This is a genomic window from Streptomyces sp. NPDC029014, from assembly GCF_055564695.1.
The window spans coordinates 1-20,161 of the sequence record NZ_JBVHVT010000122.1 but is presented as its reverse complement, the minus strand read 5'-3'; the positions used below and the strand labels follow the sequence as shown (position 1 = coordinate 20,161).

Below are 20,161 nucleotides of genomic sequence, written 5' to 3'. Positions count from 1 at the left end.
CGCCCGGTTACATTCCGAACCCGGAAGCTAAGCCTTTCAGCGCCGATGGTACTGCAGGGGGGACCCTGTGGGAGAGTAGGACGCCGCCGAACAATCATTGCGGGAAGCCCCGCACCAGCCCTTAGGGGCTCGGTGCGGGGCTTTTCTGCGTTCAGGGGGCACGCGCCTTCCTGCTAGGGTCGAGTGGCATCGTTCGTACGTTCAACAGTGGAGGCCCCCGGGTGGAGGTCCAGGAGACTCGGGTTCAGACGGACCGAATTTTCACCATTCCGAACATCCTGAGCATGGCCCGCCTCGCCGGCGTGCCGCTGTTCCTCTGGCTGATTCTGGAGGAGTACGACGGATGGGCACTCGCCGTGCTCATGCTCAGCGGGGTCAGCGACTACCTGGACGGCAAGCTGGCGCGGCGCTGGAATCAGATCAGCAGCCTCGGACGGCTCCTGGACCCGGCCGCGGACCGGCTGTACATCCTGTCCACGCTCTTCGGCCTGACCTATCGGGACATTCTCCCGCTGTGGCTCACCGGGGCCCTCCTGGCACGCGACCTGATGCTGCTGGTGATGGTCGGGATCCTGCGCCGCCACGGCTATCCGCCGCCCCAGGTCAACTTCCTCGGCAAGGCCGCCACCTTCAACCTGATGTACGCCTTCCCGCTGCTGTTGCTCAGTGACGGTACGGGTTGGTTGGCCTGGATGGGGGCAGTTTTCGGATGGGCGTTCGCCGGATGGGGTACAACGCTCTACTGGTGGGCAGGAATCCTTTACGTGGTGCAGGTCCGCCGTCTCGTGAAGGCGGATACCGCGGCCGATTGAACCCGCTCGGTGCCGGTACGACACGGAAGAGTTGCGGAGTCACCGCCCGGGACGGGTGAGGTCGGCTGGAACGTCGTCTCCCAAGGAGGACTCTTCCGACATGAAGGCCGTCGTGATGGCCGGTGGCGAAGGCACTCGCCTTCGCCCCATGACCTCGAGCATGCCCAAGCCGCTCCTGCCGGTCGCCAACCGGCCGATCATGGAGCACGTGCTCAGGCTGCTCAAGCGGCATGGGCTCAGCGAAACCGTGGTCACCGTTCAGTTCCTGGCTTCACTCGTCAAGAATTATTTCGGTGACGGCGAAGAGCTCGGAATGGAGCTCACCTATGCCAACGAGGAGAAGCCACTCGGCACCGCCGGCAGCGTGAAGAACGCCGAGGAGGCCCTGAAGGACGACGCTTTCCTCGTCATCTCCGGCGATGCGCTCACCGATTTCGACCTCACCGATCTCATCCGCTTCCACAAGCAGCACGGCGCACTCGTCACGGTGTGCCTCACCCGGGTGCCCAACCCGCTGGAATTCGGCATCACCATCGTCGACGAGGAAGGCAAGGTCGAGCGCTTCCTCGAGAAGCCGACCTGGGGCCAGGTGTTCTCCGACACCGTGAACACCGGCATCTACGTCATGGAGCCAGAGGTCTTCAATTACGTGGAGCCGGATGTTCCGGTGGACTGGTCCGGCGACGTCTTCCCCCAGCTGATGAAGGAAGGCCGGCCGATCTACGGCTACGTCGCCGAGGGCTACTGGGAGGACGTCGGCACGCACGAGAGCTACGTCAAGGCCCAGGCCGACGTGCTCGAAGGCAAGGTCCAGATCGAGATGGACGGCTTCGAGATCTCGCCCGGCGTGTGGATCGCAGAAGGCGCCGAGGTGAGCCCCGACGCGGTCCTGCGCGGCCCGCTCTACATCGGGGACTACGCCAAGGTCGAGGCCGGCGTCGAGATCCGCGAGCACACCGTCGTCGGGTCCAACGTCGTCGTCAAGAGCGGCGCCTTCCTGCACAAGACCGTGGTCCACGACAACGTGTACATCGGCCCCCACAGCAACCTGCGCGGCTGCGTCATCGGCAAGAACACCGACATCATGCGGGCCGCCCGGATCGAGGACGGCGCCGTCATCGGTGACGAGTGCCTCGTCGGCGAGGAGTCCATCGTCCAGGGGAACGTACGCGTCTACCCCTTCAAGACGATCGAGGCCGGCGCCTTCGTCAACACCTCCGTCATCTGGGAGTCCCGCGGGCAGGCACACCTGTTCGGCGCCCGCGGCGTCACCGGCATCCTGAACGTGGAGATCACCCCCGAACTGGTGGTGCGGCTGGCCGGCGCGTACGCCACCATGCTCAAGAAGGGTGCGATCGTCACCACCGCCCGTGACCACTCCCGCGGCGCCCGCGCGCTGAAACGGGCGGTGATCTCGGCCCTCCAGGCCAGCGCGATCGACGTGCGCGACCTGGAGAACGTGCCGCTGCCCGTCGCGAGACAGCAGACCGCACGCGGCAGCGCCGGCGGGATCATGCTGCGGACCTCGCCCGGCGTCCCGGACTCCGTGGACATCATGTTCCTCGACGAGCGCGGGGCCGACCTCTCGCAGGCACAGCAGCGCAAGCTGGACCGCGTGTTCGCACGCCAGGAGTACCGCCGCGCCTTCCCGGGCGAGATCGGTGACCTCCAGTTCCCGTCCAGCATCTTCGACTCGTACACCGGGTCGCTGCTGAGGCAGGTGGATACCACCGGCATCGCGGACTCCGGGCTGAAGGTAGTGATCGACGCCTCCAACGGCAGCGCCGGACTGGTCCTGCCCAGCCTCCTCGGCCGGCTCGAGGTGGACGCCCTGACGATCAATCCCGGGCTCGACGAGTCCCGGCCGACCGAGACCGCGGAGTCCCGACGGGCCGGGCTGGTCCGGCTCGGCGAGATCGTGGCCTCGGCCCGGGCCGCGTTCGGGGTGCGGTTCGACCCCGTCGGCGAGCGGATCTCGCTGGTCGACGAGCGCGGGCGGATCATCGAGGACGACCGGGCGCTGCTGGTCCTCCTGGACCTCGTGGCCGCGGAGAAGCGCAGCGGCAAAGTGGCGCTGCCGGTCACCACGACCCGGATCGCCGAGCAGGTGGCGGCGTACCACGGGACGCAGGTCGAGTGGACCACGACCTCGCCCGACGACCTGACCCGGGTGGGCCGCGCCGAGAACACGATCTTCGGCGGGGACGGGCGGGGCGGGTACATCGTCCCGGAGTTCAGCAGCGTGTTCGACGGGTCGGCGGCCTTCGTGCAGCTGATCGGGCTGGTGGCGCGGACCCAGCTCACGCTGAGCCAGATCGATGCGCGGATACCACGTGCGCACGTGCTCAAGCGGGACGTGCCCACCCCGTGGGCGGTCAAGGGCCTCGTGATGCGGCGGGTCGTGGAAGCCGCCGGTGACCGGCAGGTGGACACCACCGACGGGGTGCGGGTGGTCGAGGCCGACGGGCGGTGGGCGCTGGTCCTGCCGGACCCGGCGGAAGCGGTCACGCACCTGTGGGCGGAGGGCCCCGACGACGCCTCCGCGCAGGCCCTACTGGAAGAGTGGGCCGCAGTGGTGGACGGCGCCGGACACTGACCCGGGGCCGGTAGGACCGTGGTGGACCGGGTACGGAGCGTCGTGCCCGGTCCACCGTTCGGGCGCATTCGGTGCGGGCGGCGCCGACGTGCGACGATGAGCGGCATGCCGCAGCCGCCCCACAACCGGAGCTCGGCGCCGACGCCGTCGGCGCGTCCGGACGCGTCCATGTCGCTGCTGACGCACGTGATGGACCACAGCCTCGACGAGGGGTATGCGGAAGCGTCCGCCCGGCGCGAGGCCGACGGCACGGCAGGACTCCCGCGGACCTTCCGGGCCAAGCTGGGGCTGGCCGCCGGACTCGTCCTGGCCGCCATGGTCGTCACGCTCGGCGCGGCCCAGGCACAGTTCTCCGCTCCGGTGCTCGCCAAGGAGCGCCAGGAGCTGATCGACCGGGTCCAGGTGGCCGACGAGCGCGCGGACAACCTGGAGCGGGACATCGAGAGGCTGCGGGCGGACGTCGCGCGCCGCCAGCGCCAGGCGCTCAAGCAGCACGGCGGGGACCAGGGGCAGCTGGTGACCCTGCTGTCCGGTGCCTCGGAGGTCCGCGGTCCCGGACTCAAGCTGGTCGTGGACGACGCCAAGGGCTCCTCCGCGGCGGGCGGCGGCAAGCCGCGGGAGAACACCGGGTTCTCCGACACCGGGCGGCTGCGGGACCGGGACATGCAGCGGATCGTCAACGGGCTCTGGCAGGCGGGGGCCGAGGCGATCTCCATCAACGGGCAGCGGCTGACGGCACTGTCCGCCATCCGGGCCGCGGGTGACGCGATACTGGTCGACAACAGGCCGCTGGTACCGCCGTACGAGGTGCTGGCGGTGGGGGACAAGAAACGGCTCGGCACCGTGTTCCAGGACTCCGTGGACGGCCAGTACCTGCACGTGCTCCAGGAGAGCTACGGGATCCGGTACTCGCTGACCCCCGTGGACGACGTGCGGCTGCCCGCCGCGTCCAGCCTGACCGTACGGACAGCCACAGCAGAAGAGCCGAAGAAGGGTGCATCGTGATCGCGGTACTGGGCCTCGTGGCCGGAGTGGTGGTCGGACTTCTGGTCCGGCCCGAAGTGCCGGCCGTCGTCGAGCCGTATCTGCCGATCGCCGTGGTGGCGGCGCTGGACGCGGTGTTCGGAGGTCTGCGCGCGATGCTGGACGGCATCTTCGTGGACAAGGTCTTCGTGGTGTCGTTCCTGTCGAACGTGGTCGTGGCCGCGCTGATCGTCTTCCTCGGCGACAAGCTGGGCGTCGGCTCCCAGCTGTCCACGGGCGTCGTGGTCGTCCTCGGCATCCGCATCTTCTCCAACGCCGCGGCCATCCGCCGGCACGTGTTCCGGGCGTGAGGCCGATGAGTACGAACGACACCCCGCCCGACGAGCCGAAGGGCCCCGAGCAGCCCCCGCGGGAGACCCGGCCGGGCGGCCAGCCGCAGCCGGGGGAGCAGCCCGCGCCCCGGCCCGGGAAGCCGGCGGCCGAGCCCGCCGAGCCCGCCGAGCCCATCGAGCCCGCCACGCCCAGCGAGCCGACCGAGGCCGCTGAGCCCACCGGGCCCGCCACGCCCATCGGGCCCGCCACGCCCACCGGGCCCGCCACGCCCGCCGGGACGGAGGGAACGGACGGGCCGGAGACCACCGGGCGGCAGCGACTCGCGGCCGGGCTGTGGCCGCCGCGCGTGAGCCGGGCCCAACTGATCGTGGCGCTCCTGCTGTTCGTGCTGGGCCTGGGTCTGGCGATCCAGGTGCGGTCGAACAGCGACTCCAGCGCGCTGCGCGGGGCCCGTCAGGAGGACCTGGTCCGGATCCTCGACGAGCTGGACGGCCGGACCAAGCGCCTGGAGGACGAGAAGCAGCAGCTGGAGGACCAGCGCAAGGAGTTGGAGAGCAGTTCCAACCAGGCCGAGGAGGCGCGCCGGCAGACCGTCGAAAAGGAGCGCCAACTGGGCATCCTGGCCGGTACGGTGGCGGCGCAGGGGCCGGGCATCACACTGAAGATCACGGATCCGAAGGGCCAGGTGGAGTCGGACCAGCTGCTGGACGCGCTCCAGGAGCTGCGGGCCGCGGGCGCCGAGGCGATCCAGATCAACGGGGTGCGCGTGGTGGCGGGCTCGTACTTCTCGGACGAGGGGGGCCACATCGCCATCGATGGTAAGAAGATCACACAGCCCTACGAGTTCAAGGTGATCGGCAAGCCACAGGATCTGGAGCCGGCGTTGAACATCCCGGGCGGTGTGGTGCAGACACTGGAGAAGGAACAGGCCACTGTTGCCGTCACACGGTCGGCGAAGATCGTTGTGGATGCCTTGCGGGCTGCGAAGCAGCCTGACTACGCTCGGTCGTCATCGTCGTGATGCGGGGCGGAGAGCGGAGGGTCCTGCGCGGGCTGGTGCCTGCGGGGGGTCGACGCACTGAAGTCGTGGCGCGTGGTGGAAACTGTCTGGTGGTTGCGGACGTTGTGAGGATGTCCGGGTCGGCAGGTATGTGCATTCGGAGTTCGTCCTGCCCCACGGGCGGGTCTGTTTCGTTCAAGGGGAATCGCCCGTGAAGTTGTTTGAGAAGTTGTTCGGTAAGAAGAACCGCGAGGAAGCCGCCGCGGCAGAGCCCCGTGCGGGGCAGGGGGAGACGCAGGTCCAGGGGGATCGGCCGCTCTTCCGGGACGAGGTCGCGGGTGCGGGTGATGTTCCGGGCGCGTCGGGCGCGTCGGCTGTTGACCCTGCCGGTACCGGACGCATAGGTTTCGGGGAATCATCAACCTCGAGTACGGGTGGAGGGTTTGCGCCCGACCCGTATGCCACCGATGCCTCCGCGGGGTACCCGCGGCACGAGGAGCCGTCCATGTCGGCCGAGCAGGTTTGCAGCAGGTGCGGCCACCGCAGCGATGCGGCCAGCCGGTTCTGCTCCAACTGCGGGGCGCCGCTTCGGGCGGGTCTGACGCCGGAGCGTGCCTCGGAGACCACGTCCACCATCTCGATCTCGGGCCTCGAGGCCTACGAGGCCGAGGTGTCGGGACAGCACGTGTCGTCGGCGCTGTCCCCCGAGGCCCAGGCCGCGGTGGAGGCGCTGCCCGCGGGTTCCGCCCTGCTGATCGTGCGGCGCGGCCCCAACTCGGGCAGCCGCTTCCTGCTGGACGGTGAGCTGACCACGGCGGGCCGGCACCCGCAGAGCGACATCTTCCTGGACGACGTCACCGTCTCCCGGCGGCATGTCGAGTTCCGCAGGAGCCAGGACGGCGGCTTCACCGTCGCCGATGTCGGCAGCCTGAACGGCACGTACGTCAACCGTGAGCCGATCGACTCGGTCCCGCTGCACAACGGCGACGAGGTGCAGATCGGCAAGTACCGGCTGGTCTTCTACGCCAGCCTGCGGGGCGTCTGACCCTTCCCGGACTCCGTCCGGGGGGAACCCCAGGGAGGTCCTGTGCTGCGTACTCCGACGGGCGGTGCCGGGAACGGCACCGCCGCCTCGGCCGGGCGGCTGGTGAGCATCGGCACGGTGCTCACGATGCTGCGCGACGAGTTCCCCGAGGTCACGATCTCGAAGATCCGTTTCCTGGAGGCGGAGGGGCTCGTCGAGCCCAGACGCACGCCCTCCGGATACCGCAAGTTCAGCACCGCGGACGTCGAGCGGCTGGGCCGCATCCTCCGCCTGCAGCGCGACCACTACATGCCGCTGAAGGTCATCCGCGAGCAGCTGGACGCGCTGGACCGTGGTGAGCAGGTGCGGATCCCGGCGCCCGCGTCGCACGGGGACGCCGCGGAGCCGGCCGCGGCGGCCGGAGCCGGGTCCCTTGCGGCCCGGTCGGGGCGTGAACTCCCCGCCGGTACCCGCGTCGGCCGGGCCGAGCTGATCGCCGCGGCCGAGGTGGGCGAGGCCCAGTTGGCCGAATGGGAGTCGTACGGGCTGCTCGCGGAGGCTCCGGGCGGCGGGTACGACGGTGATGCGCTGACCGTGGCCCGGCTGGTGGCCGATCTGGGCCGGTTCGGGTTGGAGCCCCGCCACCTGCGGGCCATGAAGGCGGCCGCGGACCGGGAGGCGGGCCTCGTGGAGCAGGTCGTGGCTCCGCTGCGACGGCACCGCAACCCCCAGACCCGGGCCCATGCGGAGGCCACCGCGAGAGAGCTCGCGGGGCTGTCCGTACGGCTCCACGAGGCGCTGGTGCAGGCGGCCCTCGGGGTGCGGCTGCACTGACCGGCGCGGCCCCGACTACCCAAACCTGCCGGGCAGGTCCTAGGGTTGCTTTGTGAACGAGCTCGATGTTGTGGGTGTCCGGGTGGAAATGCCCTCCAACCAGCCGATCGTGCTCCTGCGTGAAGTGGGAGGCGACCGGTACCTCCCCATCTGGATCGGACCGGGGGAGGCGACCGCGATCGCCTTCGCGCAGCAGGGCATGGCCCCTGCCCGTCCGCTGACCCACGACCTGTTCAAGGACGTGCTGGAGGCGCTGGGCGAAGAGCTCACCGAGGTCCGGATCACGGATCTGCGGGAGGGCGTCTTCTACGCGGAGCTGGTCTTCTCCAGCGGGGTCGAGGTGAGCGCGCGGCCGTCCGACGCCATAGCGCTGGCCCTGCGGACGGGAACGCCGATCTACGGCAGCGACGGCGTGCTGGACGACGCCGGAATCGCCATCCCGGACGAGCAGGAGGACGAGGTGGAGAAGTTCCGCGAGTTCCTCGACCAGATTTCGCCGGAGGACTTCGGTACCGGCCCGCAGCAGTGAGACATCGGTCTTGTCAAAGCCGATGAGACCTTCGCCCCATTCAGTTAACCTTGCCCCTTCGAAGGGCACGGGAAACCACTCTCAGGGTGATTATCACTCGGCGTGCCGAGTGTGGCGATCGTTGACGCACCCCTGGTGACTGCCTACCTTCGAGGGGGCAGGTCAAGGACGGAGGGTCGGCGTGAGAGTCACGGGCGACGGTACGACCGGGGGCATCCCCGCACGGAGTGACGGTGGGCCGTACCCGCTCCTCGGGAGTACGACAGGCTCCGCGCGCCGCCAGCCGGAGACCTCGCCGACGGCGTCGGACGGCGGCTCCCAGACGGCCGAGCAGGTGGGCTACCGCGGACCGACCGCCTGCGCGGCGGCCGGCATCACGTACCGGCAGCTCGACTACTGGGCGCGGACCGGGCTGGTGGAGCCCACGGTGCGCCCCGCGTACGGCTCCGGGACCCAGCGTCTGTACAGCTTCAAGGACGTGGTCGTCCTCAAGATCGTGAAGCGTTTCCTGGACACCGGCGTCGCCCTGCAGAACATCCGCAACGCGGTGCAGCACCTGAGGGAGCGCGGTTTCTCGGACCTGGAGCGCATGACGCTGATGAGCGACGGCGCCTCCGTGTACGAGTGCACCTCGCCGGAGCAGGTGGTGCGGCTGCTCCAGGGCGGCCAGGGGATCTTCGGCATCGCCGTGGGCGTGGTCTGGCGGGACGTGGAGAAGGCCCTGTCGCAGTTGCACGGCGAGCGGGTCGACACCGGCGAGACCGTGATCGGGCACAACCCGGCCGACGAGCTGGCGGCCCGCCGCAACCGGGCCGGTTGAACCCCGCGGATCCCGTCCGCCGCCCGTCGCCCGCCCGGCCTCGGCATTGTCAGTGGCGTAGGGCAGCATCGGTGCCGTGAGATCCGCGCCGACCATCCTCCATCTCGACATGGACGCCTTCTACGCCTCGGTGGAGCAGGCGTCGAAGCCGAGCCTGCGCGGGAAGGCCGTGATCGTCGGCGGGCTCGGGCCGCGCGGGGTGGTGGCCACCGCCTCGTACGAGGCCAGGCGCTTCGGGGTCCACTCGGCGATGCCGACGGCCCAGGCCAGGCGGCTCTGTCCGAACGGCGCCTACCTGTTCCCCCGCTTCGAGCTGTACCGCTCGGTCAGCGACATCGTGATGGGCCTGCTGCGGGAACTCTCCCCGCTCGTGGAGCCGCTGAGCCTGGACGAGGCCTTCGTCGACCTGGAGGCGGGCGGCAGCGCCCGGGACGCCCGGTCCGCCCGGGAGACCGGGGAGAAGTTGCGGGCGGACATCCTGGCCGCGACGGGCCTGACCGGCTCGGTGGGACTGGCCGGCTCGAAGATGCTCGCGAAGGTGGCCTCCGAGGAGGCCAAGCCGGACGGGCTGCTGCTGATCGAGCCCGGCACCGAGCGGGAGCTGCTCGCGCCGATGTCGGTGCGCACCCTGCCCGGAGTGGGGCCCGCCACCGGGGAGCACCTGCGGCGGGCCGGGATCACCACGGTCGGGGAGCTCGTCGAGGCCGGGGAGGACGAGCTGGTCCGGCTGATCGGGCGGTCGCACGGGGTGGGGCTGTACCGGATGGCCCTGGGCCTGGACGACCGGCCCGTGGTCGCCGAGCGCGACGCGAAGTCGGTGTCGGTGGAGGACACCTTCGACGTGGACCTGCACGACCGGATCCGGATCCGGACCGAGGTGCAGCGGCTCGCCGACCGGTGCGTGCAGCGGCTGCGGGCCTCCGGGCACTCCGGGCGCACGATCGTGCTGAAGGTGCGGCGGTACGACTTCTCGACGCTGACCCGCTCCGAGACCCTGCGCGGGCCCACGGACGATCCGGCGGTCGTGCGGGAGGCCGCCGCGCGGCTGCTGGAGGTGGTGGACACCACCGGCGGGGTGCGGTTGCTGGGCGTGGGCGTGACCGGGCTCGCGGACTTCACGCAGGAGGACCTGTTCGCACAGTCCCGGGCCGCCGCCGAAGCCGCCGAAGCCGCCGGGGGTGCGGACGACGCCCCCGACGAGGGGTCCGGGCCGGAAGGGCCCGAAGGGCTTGCGGGGGCCGGCGGGGGCGAGGGCCCGGAAGGGGCGCAGGAGGCCCCTGGGACCGTTGAGGGACACGGGGGGACCGGTGCGACCACCGGGTCGGCCCAGGAGCCGGAGCGGGCCCGTGAGCGGCACTGGGCGGCCGGGCGTGACGTACGGCACGCCGTCTACGGACCGGGTTGGGTGCAGGGCAGTGGCATCGGGCGGGTGACGGTGCGGTTCGAGCAGCCCGGATCGGCCCCGGGCAGGGTCCGCACCTTCCAGGTGGACGACCCCGATCTGGAGCCGTCCGATCCGCTGCCCCTGGTGGGGCGGGCCGCCGGGTGACCGGGGCGGGTCGGGCTACTCCTCGCCCTGCTCGCCGTTGGCGACGTGGCCGAAATCACCGTTGAACGTGAAGTCGGAGGGGAGGGAGACGTCCAGCCCGTAGTGGTGGTAGAGCTGCAACTCCTGTTCGGGGGACAGGTGGCGGCCCACGCCGAAGTCCGGGGCGTCCTTGATCAGGGAGCGCTCGAACGGGACGTGCAGGGTGTCGCCCACCAGCTCGCTCGGCTCCAGTGGGACGAAGGCGTCCCGACTGAACAAACCGGTCCGGACGGCGGCCCACTCCGGGACGCCGGTGGCATCGTCGAGGTAGACCTCGTCGACGGTTCCGATCTTGGTGCCGTTGCGGTCGAACGCCTTGCGGCCGATCAGGCTGCGGGGATCGATATCTGTCTGCACGGTCCCTCCACGTGGTCGCAACTCCTCCGTAATGACTACAAAAGGCCATTTCCCTGGAGGGGGCCACTCGAGGGAGGTCCGGGAACCTCGCTGGTAGGCTGGGTGGTGGCTGCTGACCCTGTGCGGGAGAGTCCTCCACCGATTTCTACGGAGGCGCCGAAGGAGCAAATCCTCCCCGGAATCTCTCAGGCATACGTACCGCACGGACGAGGCCACTCTGGAAAGCAGGGGCGGTGCCGGGCCCGTAGTGCCGGTTCCACCCCTCACCGACGGTGAAAGCCGGCCCCCGTGGACGACCTCCGCAGGAGCCGGTGAAGCTCTCAGGTTGAGATGACAGAGGGGGAGGCCGTCCGGGCGCCCGCGTCGTGGTGCCCCTCGCAGGTCGTACGACCCAGGAGGCCTCCGTACATGACCGCCAACCGCATTCCGCTCTCCCAGCTGGAGCGAGGCATCCCCTTCGAGCAGCGCCACATCGGCCCGGACGCCGAGGCGCAGGCCAAGATGCTCGCCCACGTGGGCTACGGCTCGCTCGACGAACTGACCGCCGCCGCGGTACCGGACGTCATCAAGACCGCCGAGGCGCTCAACCTGCCCGAGGCGCGGACCGAGGCCGAGGTGCTGGCCGAGCTGCGCGCCCTGGCCGACCGCAACCAGGTCATGACCTCGATGATCGGTCTCGGCTACTACGGGACCTTCACCCCGCCGGTGATCCTGCGCAACGTGATGGAGAACCCGGCCTGGTACACCGCGTACACGCCGTACCAGCCCGAGATCTCCCAGGGCCGCCTGGAAGCCCTGCTGAACTTCCAGACCGTCGTCGCCGACCTGACCGGCCTGCCGACCTCGGGCGCCTCCCTGCTCGACGAGGGCACCGCCGCCGCCGAGGCCATGACCCTGGCCCGCCGCGTCGGCAGGGCCAAGGGCAACGTGTTCCTCGTCGACGCCGACGCCCTGCCGCAGACCATCGCCGTGATCGAGACCCGCGCCGAGCCGATCGGCATCGAGGTCGTCGTCGCCGACCTGTCCGCCGGCATCCCGGCCGAGATCGCCGAGCGCGGCGTCTACGGCGTCCTCGTCCAGTACCCCGGCGCCTCCGGTGCCGTCCGGGACATCAAGCCGGTCATCGACCAGGCCCACGAGCTCGGCGCGATCGTCGCCGTCGCCGCCGACCTGCTCGCGCTGACCCTGCTGACCTCCCCGGGCGCCCTGGGCGCGGACATCGCCGTCGGCACCACCCAGCGCTTCGGCGTCCCGATGGGCTTCGGCGGCCCGCACGCCGGCTACATGGCCGTCCAGGACAAGCACGCCCGCTCGCTGCCCGGCCGCCTCGTCGGCGTCTCGGTGGACGCGGACGGCAACAAGGCGTACCGCCTGGCCCTGCAGACCCGCGAGCAGCACATCCGCCGCGAGAAGGCCACCAGCAACATCTGCACCGCGCAGGTGCTGCTCGCCGTGATGGCAGGCATGTACGCCGTCTACCACGGCCCCGAGGGCCTTAAGACGATCGCCCGCCGCACGCACCGCTACACCGCGCTGCTGGCCGCCGGTCTGACGGCCGGCGGGGTCGAGCTCGTGCACGGCTCGTACTTCGACACCCTGACCGCCCGGGTGCCCGGCAAGGCCGCCGAGGTCGTGGCCGCCGCCCGGGAGGGCGGGGTCAACCTGTTCCAGGTCGACGCCGACCACGTCTCCGTCTCCGTCGACGAGACGACCCTGCGCGCCCACATCGAGGCCGTCTGGGCCGCCTTCGGCGTCACGGCGGACATCGAGGCGCTGGACGGGACCGCCGCCGACGCGCTGCCCGAGGGCCTGCTGCGCTCGGACGCGTACCTCGCGCACCCGGTCTTCCACCAGCACCGCTCCGAGACCGCGATGCTGCGCTACCTGCGCAAGCTCGCGGACAAGGACTACGCGCTGGACCGCGGCATGATCCCGCTGGGCTCCTGCACGATGAAGCTCAACGCGACCACCGAGATGGAGCCGGTGACCTGGCCGGAGTTCGGCCAGCTCCACCCGTTCGCCCCGGTCGAGCAGGCCGAGGGGTACCTCACGCTCATCAGCGAGCTGGAGGAACGTCTCTGCGAGGTGACCGGCTACGACAAGGTCTCCATCCAGCCGAACGCGGGCTCCCAGGGCGAGCTCGCCGGCCTGCTCGCCGTCCGCGCCTACCACCGCGCGAACGGCGACGAGCAGCGCACCGTCTGCCTCATCCCGTCCTCCGCGCACGGCACCAACGCAGCCAGCGCCGTGATGGCCGGTATGAAGGTCGTCGTCGTCAAGACGGCGGACGACGGCGAGGTGGACACGGACGACCTGCGCGCAAAGATCGAGCAGTACCGCGACGAGCTCGCCGTGCTGATGATCACCTACCCGTCCACGCACGGCGTGTTCGAGGAGCACGTCGCCGACATCTGCGCCCAGGTCCACGAGGCCGGCGGCCAGGTCTACGTCGACGGCGCCAACCTGAACGCCCTGGTCGGCCTCGCCAAGCCGGGCCACTTCGGCGGCGACGTCTCCCACCTGAACCTGCACAAGACCTTCTGCATCCCGCACGGCGGTGGCGGTCCGGGCGTCGGCCCGGTCGGTGTCCGGGCCCACCTGGCCCCGTACCTGCCGAACCACCCGCTGCAGCCGACCGCCGGCCCGGAGACGGGCGTCGGCCCGATCTCGGCCGCGCCGTGGGGCTCGGCCGGCATCCTGCCGATCTCGTGGTCGTACGTGCGCCTGATGGGCGGCGAGGGCCTCAAGCGCGCCACCCAGGTGGCCGTGCTCGGCGCCAACTACATCGCCAAGCGCCTGGAGCCGCACTACCCGGTGCTCTACACGGGCCCGGGCAACCTGGTGGCGCACGAGTGCATCATCGACCTGCGTCCGCTGTCGAAGGCGACGGGTGTGAGCGTGGACGACATCGCCAAGCGTCTGATCGACTACGGCTTCCACGCCCCGACCATGTCCTTCCCGGTGGCCGGCACGCTGATGATCGAGCCGACGGAGTCCGAGGACCTCGCCGAGATCGACCGGTTCTGCGACGCGATGATCGCCATCCGCGCCGAGGTCGAGCGGGTCGCCTCCGGCGAGTGGCCGGTGGAGGACAACCCGCTGCGCAACGCCCCCCACACCGCGGCGGCGCTGGGCGGCGAGTGGCCGCACGCGTACACCAGGGACGAGGCCGTCTTCCCCGGCGGCGTCTCGGCGTCCGAGAAGTACTGGCCGCCGGTGCGCCGCATCGACGGCGCCTTCGGCGACCGGAACCTGGTCTGCTCCTGCCCGCCGCTGGACGAGTACGACGCCTGATCCGCGGGACCTGACACAAAAGTGTGAGGTGACTGCACGCTGAAGGGGCCGGCCCGGGAGAATCGCTCCCGGGCCGGCCCCTTCGGCTTCGGCAGTTCCGGCGTTCCGTCGAGCCGGCGTCGGCTAGGCCGCCTGCGCCGCCACGAGAGGGCGGTGCGGTGCGATGATCTGGCCGTCCGGCAGCAGCTCGCCGGTGTCCTCGAACAGCAGGACACCGTTGCACAGCAGGCTCCAGCCCTGTTCCGGGTGGTTGGCCACGGGCTTCGCGGCCTCCCGGTCGGCGGAGTCGGCTGACGGGCACGCTGGCTGGTGCTGGCACATGGATGCGTTCTTTCGCTGCGGTGTGGTCTGTGTGCTGCGGCTCGATGCCTTGTTCATGGCCGCCCCCCGTGGTCGACGACTAGAAGTGGTCAGTCCCAGTGTTGCCCTCCGGACCTCGGTCCGCAGGGATTTCCGGCAGCTGTCCTCACAGATTGATGACGCATCACCCGTGCGGGCGGTTCATCCCAACTCCCCTGTCATTTCGGGTGGTTCGCGAGTGGCCCGGCAGGACTACGCCGGATGGGCCGTCCGGGGGAAGGGGTCGCGCTCAGGCGGCCGGAGCGGCCAGCGGTGGCCGCGCCGGCGGGGCCGGAGGAGTGAGCCGGTGGGTCATCACGGGCAGCAGCTCGGACACCGGGTGCGGGCGGTACGGGGCGATGCCGGGCGGGGCCGGGGCCAGTGGCACCAGCAGGTCCGCAGCGGCCGGAAGCCCGGCGGAGGCATCGGCTCCGACGGCGCCGTGCAGCCAGAGGGTCAGCATGTACAGCTCCGGTACGGACAGCAGCCGGGGCTGGTAGGGCTTGCCGAGCGCCTCCGCCTGGCGCAGCGCCCGCTCGGTGGCGGCGACGTAGGGACCTTCGAAGAAATGGGAGAAGACCCAGCCGTCCGCGGTCAGCCGGGTGTCGGCGGCCGCGATGTGCCGGTCGCCGCTGCGGATCAGGAACCGCCAGCCGGTCAGCCGGGTGCGGGGCGGACGGGCCGGGGCGGCCGGCTGGGACATGCCGAGCCGGTCGAGGACGTGGACCGGCAGCGGCAGCTCGGCGGTCAGTGGACCCTGCACGGCGCGCAGGGCGGGGGTGCCCGCCGCGACGGCTGCGGGGGAACCGAGTGCCGCGAGGACGCTGCGCAGGGCAGGCGCGGGAGCCGGGGGGACATGCAGCGGCATGGTGGGTCGCCTCTCACTTGGGAGACCTGTGGATCAGGGGCAGGTGCGGACGGCGCTGTCGCATTCTGGGGCCAGAGGGGGGCTGAGGGGCAATGGCCGCGCGCCAACTCTCTGCCTCGTTTGCGGAGTTTATACGACATGTGTTCACGCAGTGTTTCGGCTAGCCTGCCCGGCTATTGCAGGCAAGGCGCTTACCGGTCCCGCTGACATGGCATCCATGCCGGATACACGCGAACATGTCGCGCTGACCTCGGAGGTTACCTGACGGGGGCTCGGCTGGAAAGCGCCGATTATCCGGAACCGGCAAAACCGATGCGGAATTTGCATACAGTTGCTTGCCAGGTGAATGTGCCATGGCGCCCTTCGGCCAAACCGGCGCACGCTCCCCGCCGTGCCCCTCCCCGCCGCGTTATAGATCTCGCCTCCGGGGCATCATCGACCGTACACGCGCGTCCGGATGCCCGGGCGATGCCCACTCGAGGAGGGACGCTTCGATGGGGGAGAAGGTCGTGGCGGGCGGATTCGACCTGTCCGATCGCCAGCGGTATCGGAGGAAGCTCCACGAGTGCCTGGAGGGACTGGAGCGGCTTCTGGCGGAGAAGCGGTTCGACCGCCCCAAGAACATGATGGGGCTGGAGATCGAGCTGAATCTGGCGGGGGCCGACGGGATGCCGAGAATGCTGAATGCCCAGGTTCTCGAGCGCATTGCGAGCCAGGATTTCCAGACCGAACTCGGAATGTTCAACCTGGAGGTGAACGTACTCCCGCACCGGCTCGGCGGCCGGGTATTCGACCAGCTCGCCGAAGAGCTGAGCGCGGGGCTCGGCTACGCCCACCGGCAGGCCGCGGCGGTCGACGCGGGCGTGGTGATGATCGGCATCCTGCCGACGATCACCCGCTCCGACCTGGTCACCGCCAACCTCTCCGCGGTGGACCGCTACTCGCTGCTGAACGAGCAGATCCTGATGCTGCGCGGCGAGGACTTCCTCCTCGACATCGACGGGGTGGAGCGGCTGACCTGGAGCACCGGGTCGATCGTGCCGGAGGCCGCCTGCACCTCCGTACAGCTGCACCTGCAGGTGACGCCGGCCCGGTTCTCCGACGTGTGGAACGCCGCCCAGGCGGTGACCGCCGTACAGATAGCCGTCGGCGCCAACTCGCCCTTCCTGTTCGGGCACGAGCTGTGGCGGGAGTCGCGGCCGCCGCTGTTCATGCAGGCCACCGACACCCGGCCGCCCGAGCTCCAGGCGCAGGGGGTGCGGCCGCGCACCTGGTTCGGGGAGCGCTGGGTGGACTCGGCGTACGAGCTCTTCGCGGAGAACGTCCGCTTCTTCCCCGCCCTGCTGCCCATCTGCGACGAGGAGGAGCCGCTGCGGGTGCTCGCCGAGGGCGGGGTGCCGAGCCTGCAGGAGCTGGTCCTGCACAACGGCACCATCTACCGCTGGAACCGGCCCGTGTACGGGGTCGCCGACGGGGTGCCGCACCTGCGGGTGGAGAACCGCGTGCTGCCGGCCGGGCCGACGGTCGCCGACGTCGTCGCGAACGCCGCCTTCTACTACGGGCTCGTCCGCACCCTCGCCGACGAGCCGCGCCCGGTGTGGACCCGGCTGCCGTTCGCCGAGGCCGAGGCCAACTTCGACGCGGCCTGCCGGTACGGGATCGACGCGCGGCTGCGGTGGCCGCGCCGCGGCCGCGGCGGCGGACTGACCAGCGTCCCCGCCGTGCGGCTGGTCCTGGACGAGCTGCTGCCGATGGCGGCTGCCGGCCTGGACGCCTGGGGCATCGAGCGGGCCGACCGGGACCACTACCTCGGCATCATCGAGGAGCGCTGCCGGCGGCGCGTCAACGGGGCGACCTGGCAGGTGGACACCTACCACCGGGCGCTCGCGTCCGGCCTGGACCGGGACGCGGCGCTCGCCGCGATCACCCGCCGCTACAGCGAGCTGATGCACCAGGGCGACCCCGTGCACTCCTGGCCGGTCGGCCTGCCCGCCCAGGAGAGGGGGGCGCCGGTGCCGGCCCGGAGGTCCTGAGCCGGGCCGGGTCCGGCTCGTCGCAGCAGCCGGAACGTCGTCCGCTGATCCCGTTCCGCCGCCGAAGAGGCAGTATGGGGTGGTCGGAACGGGATGGCGGAACGGGAGTCGAACGTGCGGGCGCAGCAGGAGCCGGTGGTCGGGTCGTTGGACGAGGACGGGCGGCGGAGCCTGCTGCGCACCGAGACGCTGCTCGTGCTCGCCCTGTCGCTGGGTGCGAGCGCCGTCTCCTCGCTGATCAGCTTCATCGGCTCCCTGACCAAGCCCGGCGGCCTGAAGGACCAGGCCGCCACGCTCAACGGCTCGTATGCGCCGGGCCGGCCCTGGTTGGACCTGGCCTGGCAGCTCTTCGGGATCTGCACCGCGCTGGTGCCCGTGCTGCTGGTCGCCCACCTGCTGACCCGGGAGGGCGTGCCGGGGCTGCGCGCGCTGGGCTTCGACCGCACCCGGCCCGGCTGGGACCTGGCGCGAGGGGCGCTGGTGGCGGCGGGGATCGGGAGCGCCGGGCTGGCGTTCTACCTGGCGGCGCGGGCGAGCGGGTTCAACCTCACGGTGGTGCCCGAGGCGCTGCCGGACGTGTGGTGGAAGTTCCCGGTGCTGGTCCTCTCCGCGGTGCAGAACTCCGTGGTGGAGGAGGTCATCGTGCTGGCCTACCTGCTGCGCCGGCTCGACCAGCTGGGCTGGTCCCCCACGGGTTCGCTGGTGGCCAGTTCGGTGCTGCGCGGTTCCTACCACCTCTACCAGGGGATCGGCGGCTTCGTCGGCAACATGGTGATGGGTGCGGTCTTCGTGGTGGCCTACCGCCGGTGGGGGCGGGTGATGCCGCTGGTCGTCGCGCACGCCCTGCTCGACGTCGTGGCCTTCGGCGGGTACGCGCTGCTCGCGGGCAAGGTGGGCTGGCTGCCGACCCCCTCGTAGTCCCCGGTTCCGGTTCCGGGGGGCCGGCGGCGGGCGGGAGGGTCAGGGGCGGGTGAGCAGCTCCCCGTCGATGACGGTGACGGCGTTCCCGGTCAGGAGGGTGCGGTCGCCCGCCAGGGTGACGCGTACCAGGCCGGTGCGGGCGCCGCCCTGGAGGCCGGTCAGCCGTGTGCGGCCCAGGCGTTCGGCCCAGAACGGGGCGAGGGCGGTGTGGGCGCTGCCGGTGACCGGGTCCTCGTCGATCCCGAAGGCCGGGAAGAAGCCGCGGGAGACGAAGTCGTAGCCGCGGGAGGGGTCCTCGGCCCGCGCGGTGACGATCACCCCGCGGCGGGCGTAGCCGCGCAGGGCGGCGATGTCGGGGGTGAGCCCGCGTACGGTCCGCTCGTCGGCCAGCTCGACGAGCAGGTCCCCGACGTGCGCGGACGTGTCGTGGACGGACCGGATGTCGGCGCCGAGGGCCGCGCGCACGGCGGGGTCGGGCGTGACGGGCGTCAGGTCGGAGGTCGGGAAGTCCAGGGTGACGGTGCCGTCCTCGGCTGTCTCGGCGCTGAGGACGCCGCAGCGGGCGGAGAACCGGATCGGGCCCCGGGCGAGGCCGCCGGCGGCGAGGACGTGTGCCGTGGCCAGCGTGGCGTGGCCGCACATGTCGACCTCGGCGGTCGGGGTGAACCAGCGCAGGGCCCAGTCGGCGTCCCCGCCGGGCGGCAGGGGGTGGGCGAACGCCGTCTCGGAGAGGTTGACCTCGGCGGCGACCTGCTGGAGCCAGGCGTCCGGGGGGAAGCCGTCGTCCAGGAGCAGCACGCCGGCGGGGTTGCCGCCGAAGGGGCGGTCGGTGAAGGCGTCGACGATTCGGAGGCGCATGGCCCGACGGTAGGCCCGTTCCTTGATCGCGGACAAACGCCAATCCGGGAGGAGTGGACTGGTCAGGGGCGTGTTCGGCACGAGTTTCCGATATATCGTTGACGCATCGCGATCCATTGGTGATAGTTGAGGCATCGCAGAAGCGATACCCGAAGCACCGGAAAGACGGATGGCGAAAGGAGCGCAGTCATGCGTTCACGCGGACAACACGGACACGGATACGGTCACGAGCACGGTCGGGGCCACGGGCACTGCGGGCCCGATCGTCGGGAGGAGTTCATCGGGCGGCGCGCCGCCTTCGGCCCGTTCGGCCCGCCCTTCGGCGGCGGCCCCTTCGGTGGCCGCGGCGGGCGCGGCGGCATGCGCGGCCGTGCCCGGCGGGGCGACGTGCGCGCCTCGATCCTGGCGCTGCTCAAGGACCGCCCGATGCACGGCTACGAGATGATCCAGGAGATCGGCGAGCGCAGCGGCGGGGCCTGGAAGCCCAGCCCCGGCTCGGTCTACCCGACCCTGCAGCTGCTGGAGGACGAGGGCCTCATCGCGAGCGAGAGCGAGGGCGGCAAGAAGCTCTTCACCCTCACCGACGCCGGGCGTACCGAGGCCGAGTCGGGGCCGGAGGCCCCCTGGGCCGAGGCCGGGCGCGGCGTCGACCTCGAGGCGGTGCACGAGGTCCGGACGGCCGGGATCGGCCTGATGGAGGCCTTCGGGCAGGTTTTCAAGACCGGTACGCCCGAGCAGCGCGAGAAGGCCCTCGCCGTGATCAACGACGCCCGGAAGAAGCTCTACCTGATCCTGGCCGACGAGCACTGAGCCCGCCGACCGGCAGTCGGTGGTCGGCGGCCGGGTCGACGGGTGTGGCGGGGGGGGGGGGGGGGGGCCGGGGGGGGGGGGGCGGGGGGGGGGGGGGGGTTTTGTGGGGGGGGGGGGGGGGGGAGGCAAGGGGACGTTGGTAGGGAACCACTTCCGGGCGT

18 protein-coding genes, 1 rRNA gene and 1 riboswitch are annotated in these 20,161 nt (G+C 71.1%); of the genes, 15 read left to right on the top strand and 4 right to left on the bottom strand.

Annotation, left to right across the window (positions count from 1 at the left end):
- The 11 genes from rrf to ACZ4VL_RS37510 form a co-directional block, all read left to right on the top strand.
- Positions 1–92, top strand: a 5S ribosomal RNA gene (gene rrf / locus ACZ4VL_RS37560); the annotation flags it as partial.
- Between the two features lie 129 nt (positions 93–221).
- The gene (locus tag ACZ4VL_RS37555; RefSeq protein ID WP_468209535.1) at positions 222–812 is read left to right on the top strand and encodes a CDP-alcohol phosphatidyltransferase family protein; all 591 of its coding nucleotides are present in this window, start codon (positions 222–224) and stop codon (positions 810–812) included.
- A 100-nt stretch (positions 813–912) separates the two neighbouring features.
- Positions 913–3,408, top strand: a complete 2,496-nt coding sequence (locus ACZ4VL_RS37550) for a sugar phosphate nucleotidyltransferase (protein ID WP_468209533.1) — start codon at positions 913–915, stop codon at positions 3,406–3,408.
- Between the two features lie 96 nt (positions 3,409–3,504).
- The gene (locus ACZ4VL_RS37545; RefSeq protein WP_468209530.1) at positions 3,505–4,413 is read left to right on the top strand and encodes a DUF881 domain-containing protein; all 909 of its coding nucleotides are present in this window, start codon (positions 3,505–3,507) and stop codon (positions 4,411–4,413) included.
- Complete coding sequence (locus ACZ4VL_RS37540) at positions 4,410–4,742, top strand: small basic family protein (protein WP_030158423.1); 333 nt, start codon at positions 4,410–4,412, stop codon at positions 4,740–4,742. The genes ACZ4VL_RS37545 and ACZ4VL_RS37540 overlap by 4 nt, the downstream gene beginning before the upstream one ends.
- Before the next feature lie 5 nt (positions 4,743–4,747).
- Complete coding sequence (locus ACZ4VL_RS37535; RefSeq protein WP_468209529.1) at positions 4,748–5,746, top strand: DUF881 domain-containing protein; 999 nt, start codon at positions 4,748–4,750, stop codon at positions 5,744–5,746.
- A gap of 82 nt (positions 5,747–5,828) precedes the next feature.
- On the top strand, positions 5,829–6,770 hold the full coding sequence (locus ACZ4VL_RS37530; protein ID WP_468209538.1) for an FHA domain-containing protein: 942 nt from the start codon (positions 5,829–5,831) through the stop codon (positions 6,768–6,770).
- Between the two features lie 42 nt (positions 6,771–6,812).
- The gene (gene ftsR, locus ACZ4VL_RS37525) at positions 6,813–7,583 is read left to right on the top strand and encodes a transcriptional regulator FtsR (RefSeq protein ID WP_468209527.1); all 771 of its coding nucleotides are present in this window, start codon (positions 6,813–6,815) and stop codon (positions 7,581–7,583) included.
- A 52-nt stretch (positions 7,584–7,635) separates the two neighbouring features.
- Positions 7,636–8,112, top strand: a complete 477-nt coding sequence (locus tag ACZ4VL_RS37520; protein WP_361097830.1) for a bifunctional nuclease family protein — start codon at positions 7,636–7,638, stop codon at positions 8,110–8,112.
- A gap of 181 nt (positions 8,113–8,293) precedes the next feature.
- Positions 8,294–8,932, top strand: coding sequence for a MerR family transcriptional regulator (locus ACZ4VL_RS37515; RefSeq protein WP_468209525.1), 639 nt, complete (start codon positions 8,294–8,296; stop codon positions 8,930–8,932).
- A gap of 76 nt (positions 8,933–9,008) precedes the next feature.
- Positions 9,009–10,481 carry a DNA polymerase IV gene (locus ACZ4VL_RS37510; RefSeq protein WP_468209523.1) on the top strand — a complete coding sequence of 491 codons (1,473 nt, stop codon included), beginning with the start codon at positions 9,009–9,011 and terminating at the stop codon, positions 10,479–10,481.
- Between the two features lie 15 nt (positions 10,482–10,496).
- Here ACZ4VL_RS37510 and ACZ4VL_RS37505 read toward each other — a convergent pair whose 3' ends face one another.
- The gene (locus tag ACZ4VL_RS37505; RefSeq protein ID WP_361097821.1) at positions 10,497–10,877 is read right to left on the bottom strand and encodes a PRC-barrel domain-containing protein; all 381 of its coding nucleotides are present in this window, start codon (positions 10,875–10,877) and stop codon (positions 10,497–10,499) included.
- A 113-nt stretch (positions 10,878–10,990) separates the two neighbouring features.
- Positions 10,991–11,088: riboswitch (glycine riboswitch) on the top strand.
- A 197-nt stretch (positions 11,089–11,285) separates the two neighbouring features.
- Here ACZ4VL_RS37505 and gcvP point away from each other — a divergent pair.
- Positions 11,286–14,171 carry an aminomethyl-transferring glycine dehydrogenase gene (gene gcvP, locus ACZ4VL_RS37500; RefSeq protein WP_468209522.1) on the top strand — a complete coding sequence of 962 codons (2,886 nt, stop codon included), beginning with the start codon at positions 11,286–11,288 and terminating at the stop codon, positions 14,169–14,171.
- Positions 14,172–14,294: 123 nt separating this feature from the next.
- Here the strand turns inward: gcvP and ACZ4VL_RS37495 are convergent, their stop codons facing one another.
- Together ACZ4VL_RS37495 and ACZ4VL_RS37490 are read right to left on the bottom strand one after the other, a co-directional pair.
- Positions 14,295–14,492, bottom strand: a complete 198-nt coding sequence (locus ACZ4VL_RS37495; protein WP_360637266.1) for a DUF5999 family protein — start codon at positions 14,490–14,492, stop codon at positions 14,295–14,297.
- 268 nt (positions 14,493–14,760) lie between these two features.
- Positions 14,761–15,378 (bottom strand): hypothetical protein, encoded by a 618-nt coding sequence (locus tag ACZ4VL_RS37490; protein ID WP_468209520.1) that lies wholly within the window; start codon positions 15,376–15,378, stop codon positions 14,761–14,763.
- Between the two features lie 494 nt (positions 15,379–15,872).
- Here ACZ4VL_RS37490 and ACZ4VL_RS37485 point away from each other — a divergent pair, with 494 nt between their 5' ends.
- Entirely contained in the window at positions 15,873–17,411 is a 1,539-nt protein-coding gene (locus ACZ4VL_RS37485; protein WP_468209518.1) for a glutamate-cysteine ligase family protein, read from the top strand.
- Between the two features lie 93 nt (positions 17,412–17,504).
- Complete coding sequence (locus ACZ4VL_RS37480; RefSeq protein ID WP_468209515.1) at positions 17,505–18,329, top strand: CPBP family intramembrane glutamic endopeptidase; 825 nt, start codon at positions 17,505–17,507, stop codon at positions 18,327–18,329.
- 42 nt (positions 18,330–18,371) lie between these two features.
- Here ACZ4VL_RS37480 and ACZ4VL_RS37475 read toward each other — a convergent pair whose 3' ends face one another.
- Positions 18,372–19,190 carry a PhzF family phenazine biosynthesis protein gene (locus tag ACZ4VL_RS37475; protein ID WP_468209512.1) on the bottom strand — a complete coding sequence of 273 codons (819 nt, stop codon included), beginning with the start codon at positions 19,188–19,190 and terminating at the stop codon, positions 18,372–18,374.
- A 189-nt stretch (positions 19,191–19,379) separates the two neighbouring features.
- On the opposite strand from ACZ4VL_RS37475, the gene ACZ4VL_RS37470 reads away from it, so the two are divergent.
- The gene (locus tag ACZ4VL_RS37470; RefSeq protein ID WP_468209511.1) at positions 19,380–20,000 is read left to right on the top strand and encodes a PadR family transcriptional regulator; all 621 of its coding nucleotides are present in this window, start codon (positions 19,380–19,382) and stop codon (positions 19,998–20,000) included.
- The last annotated feature ends 161 nt before the right edge of the window (positions 20,001–20,161 follow it).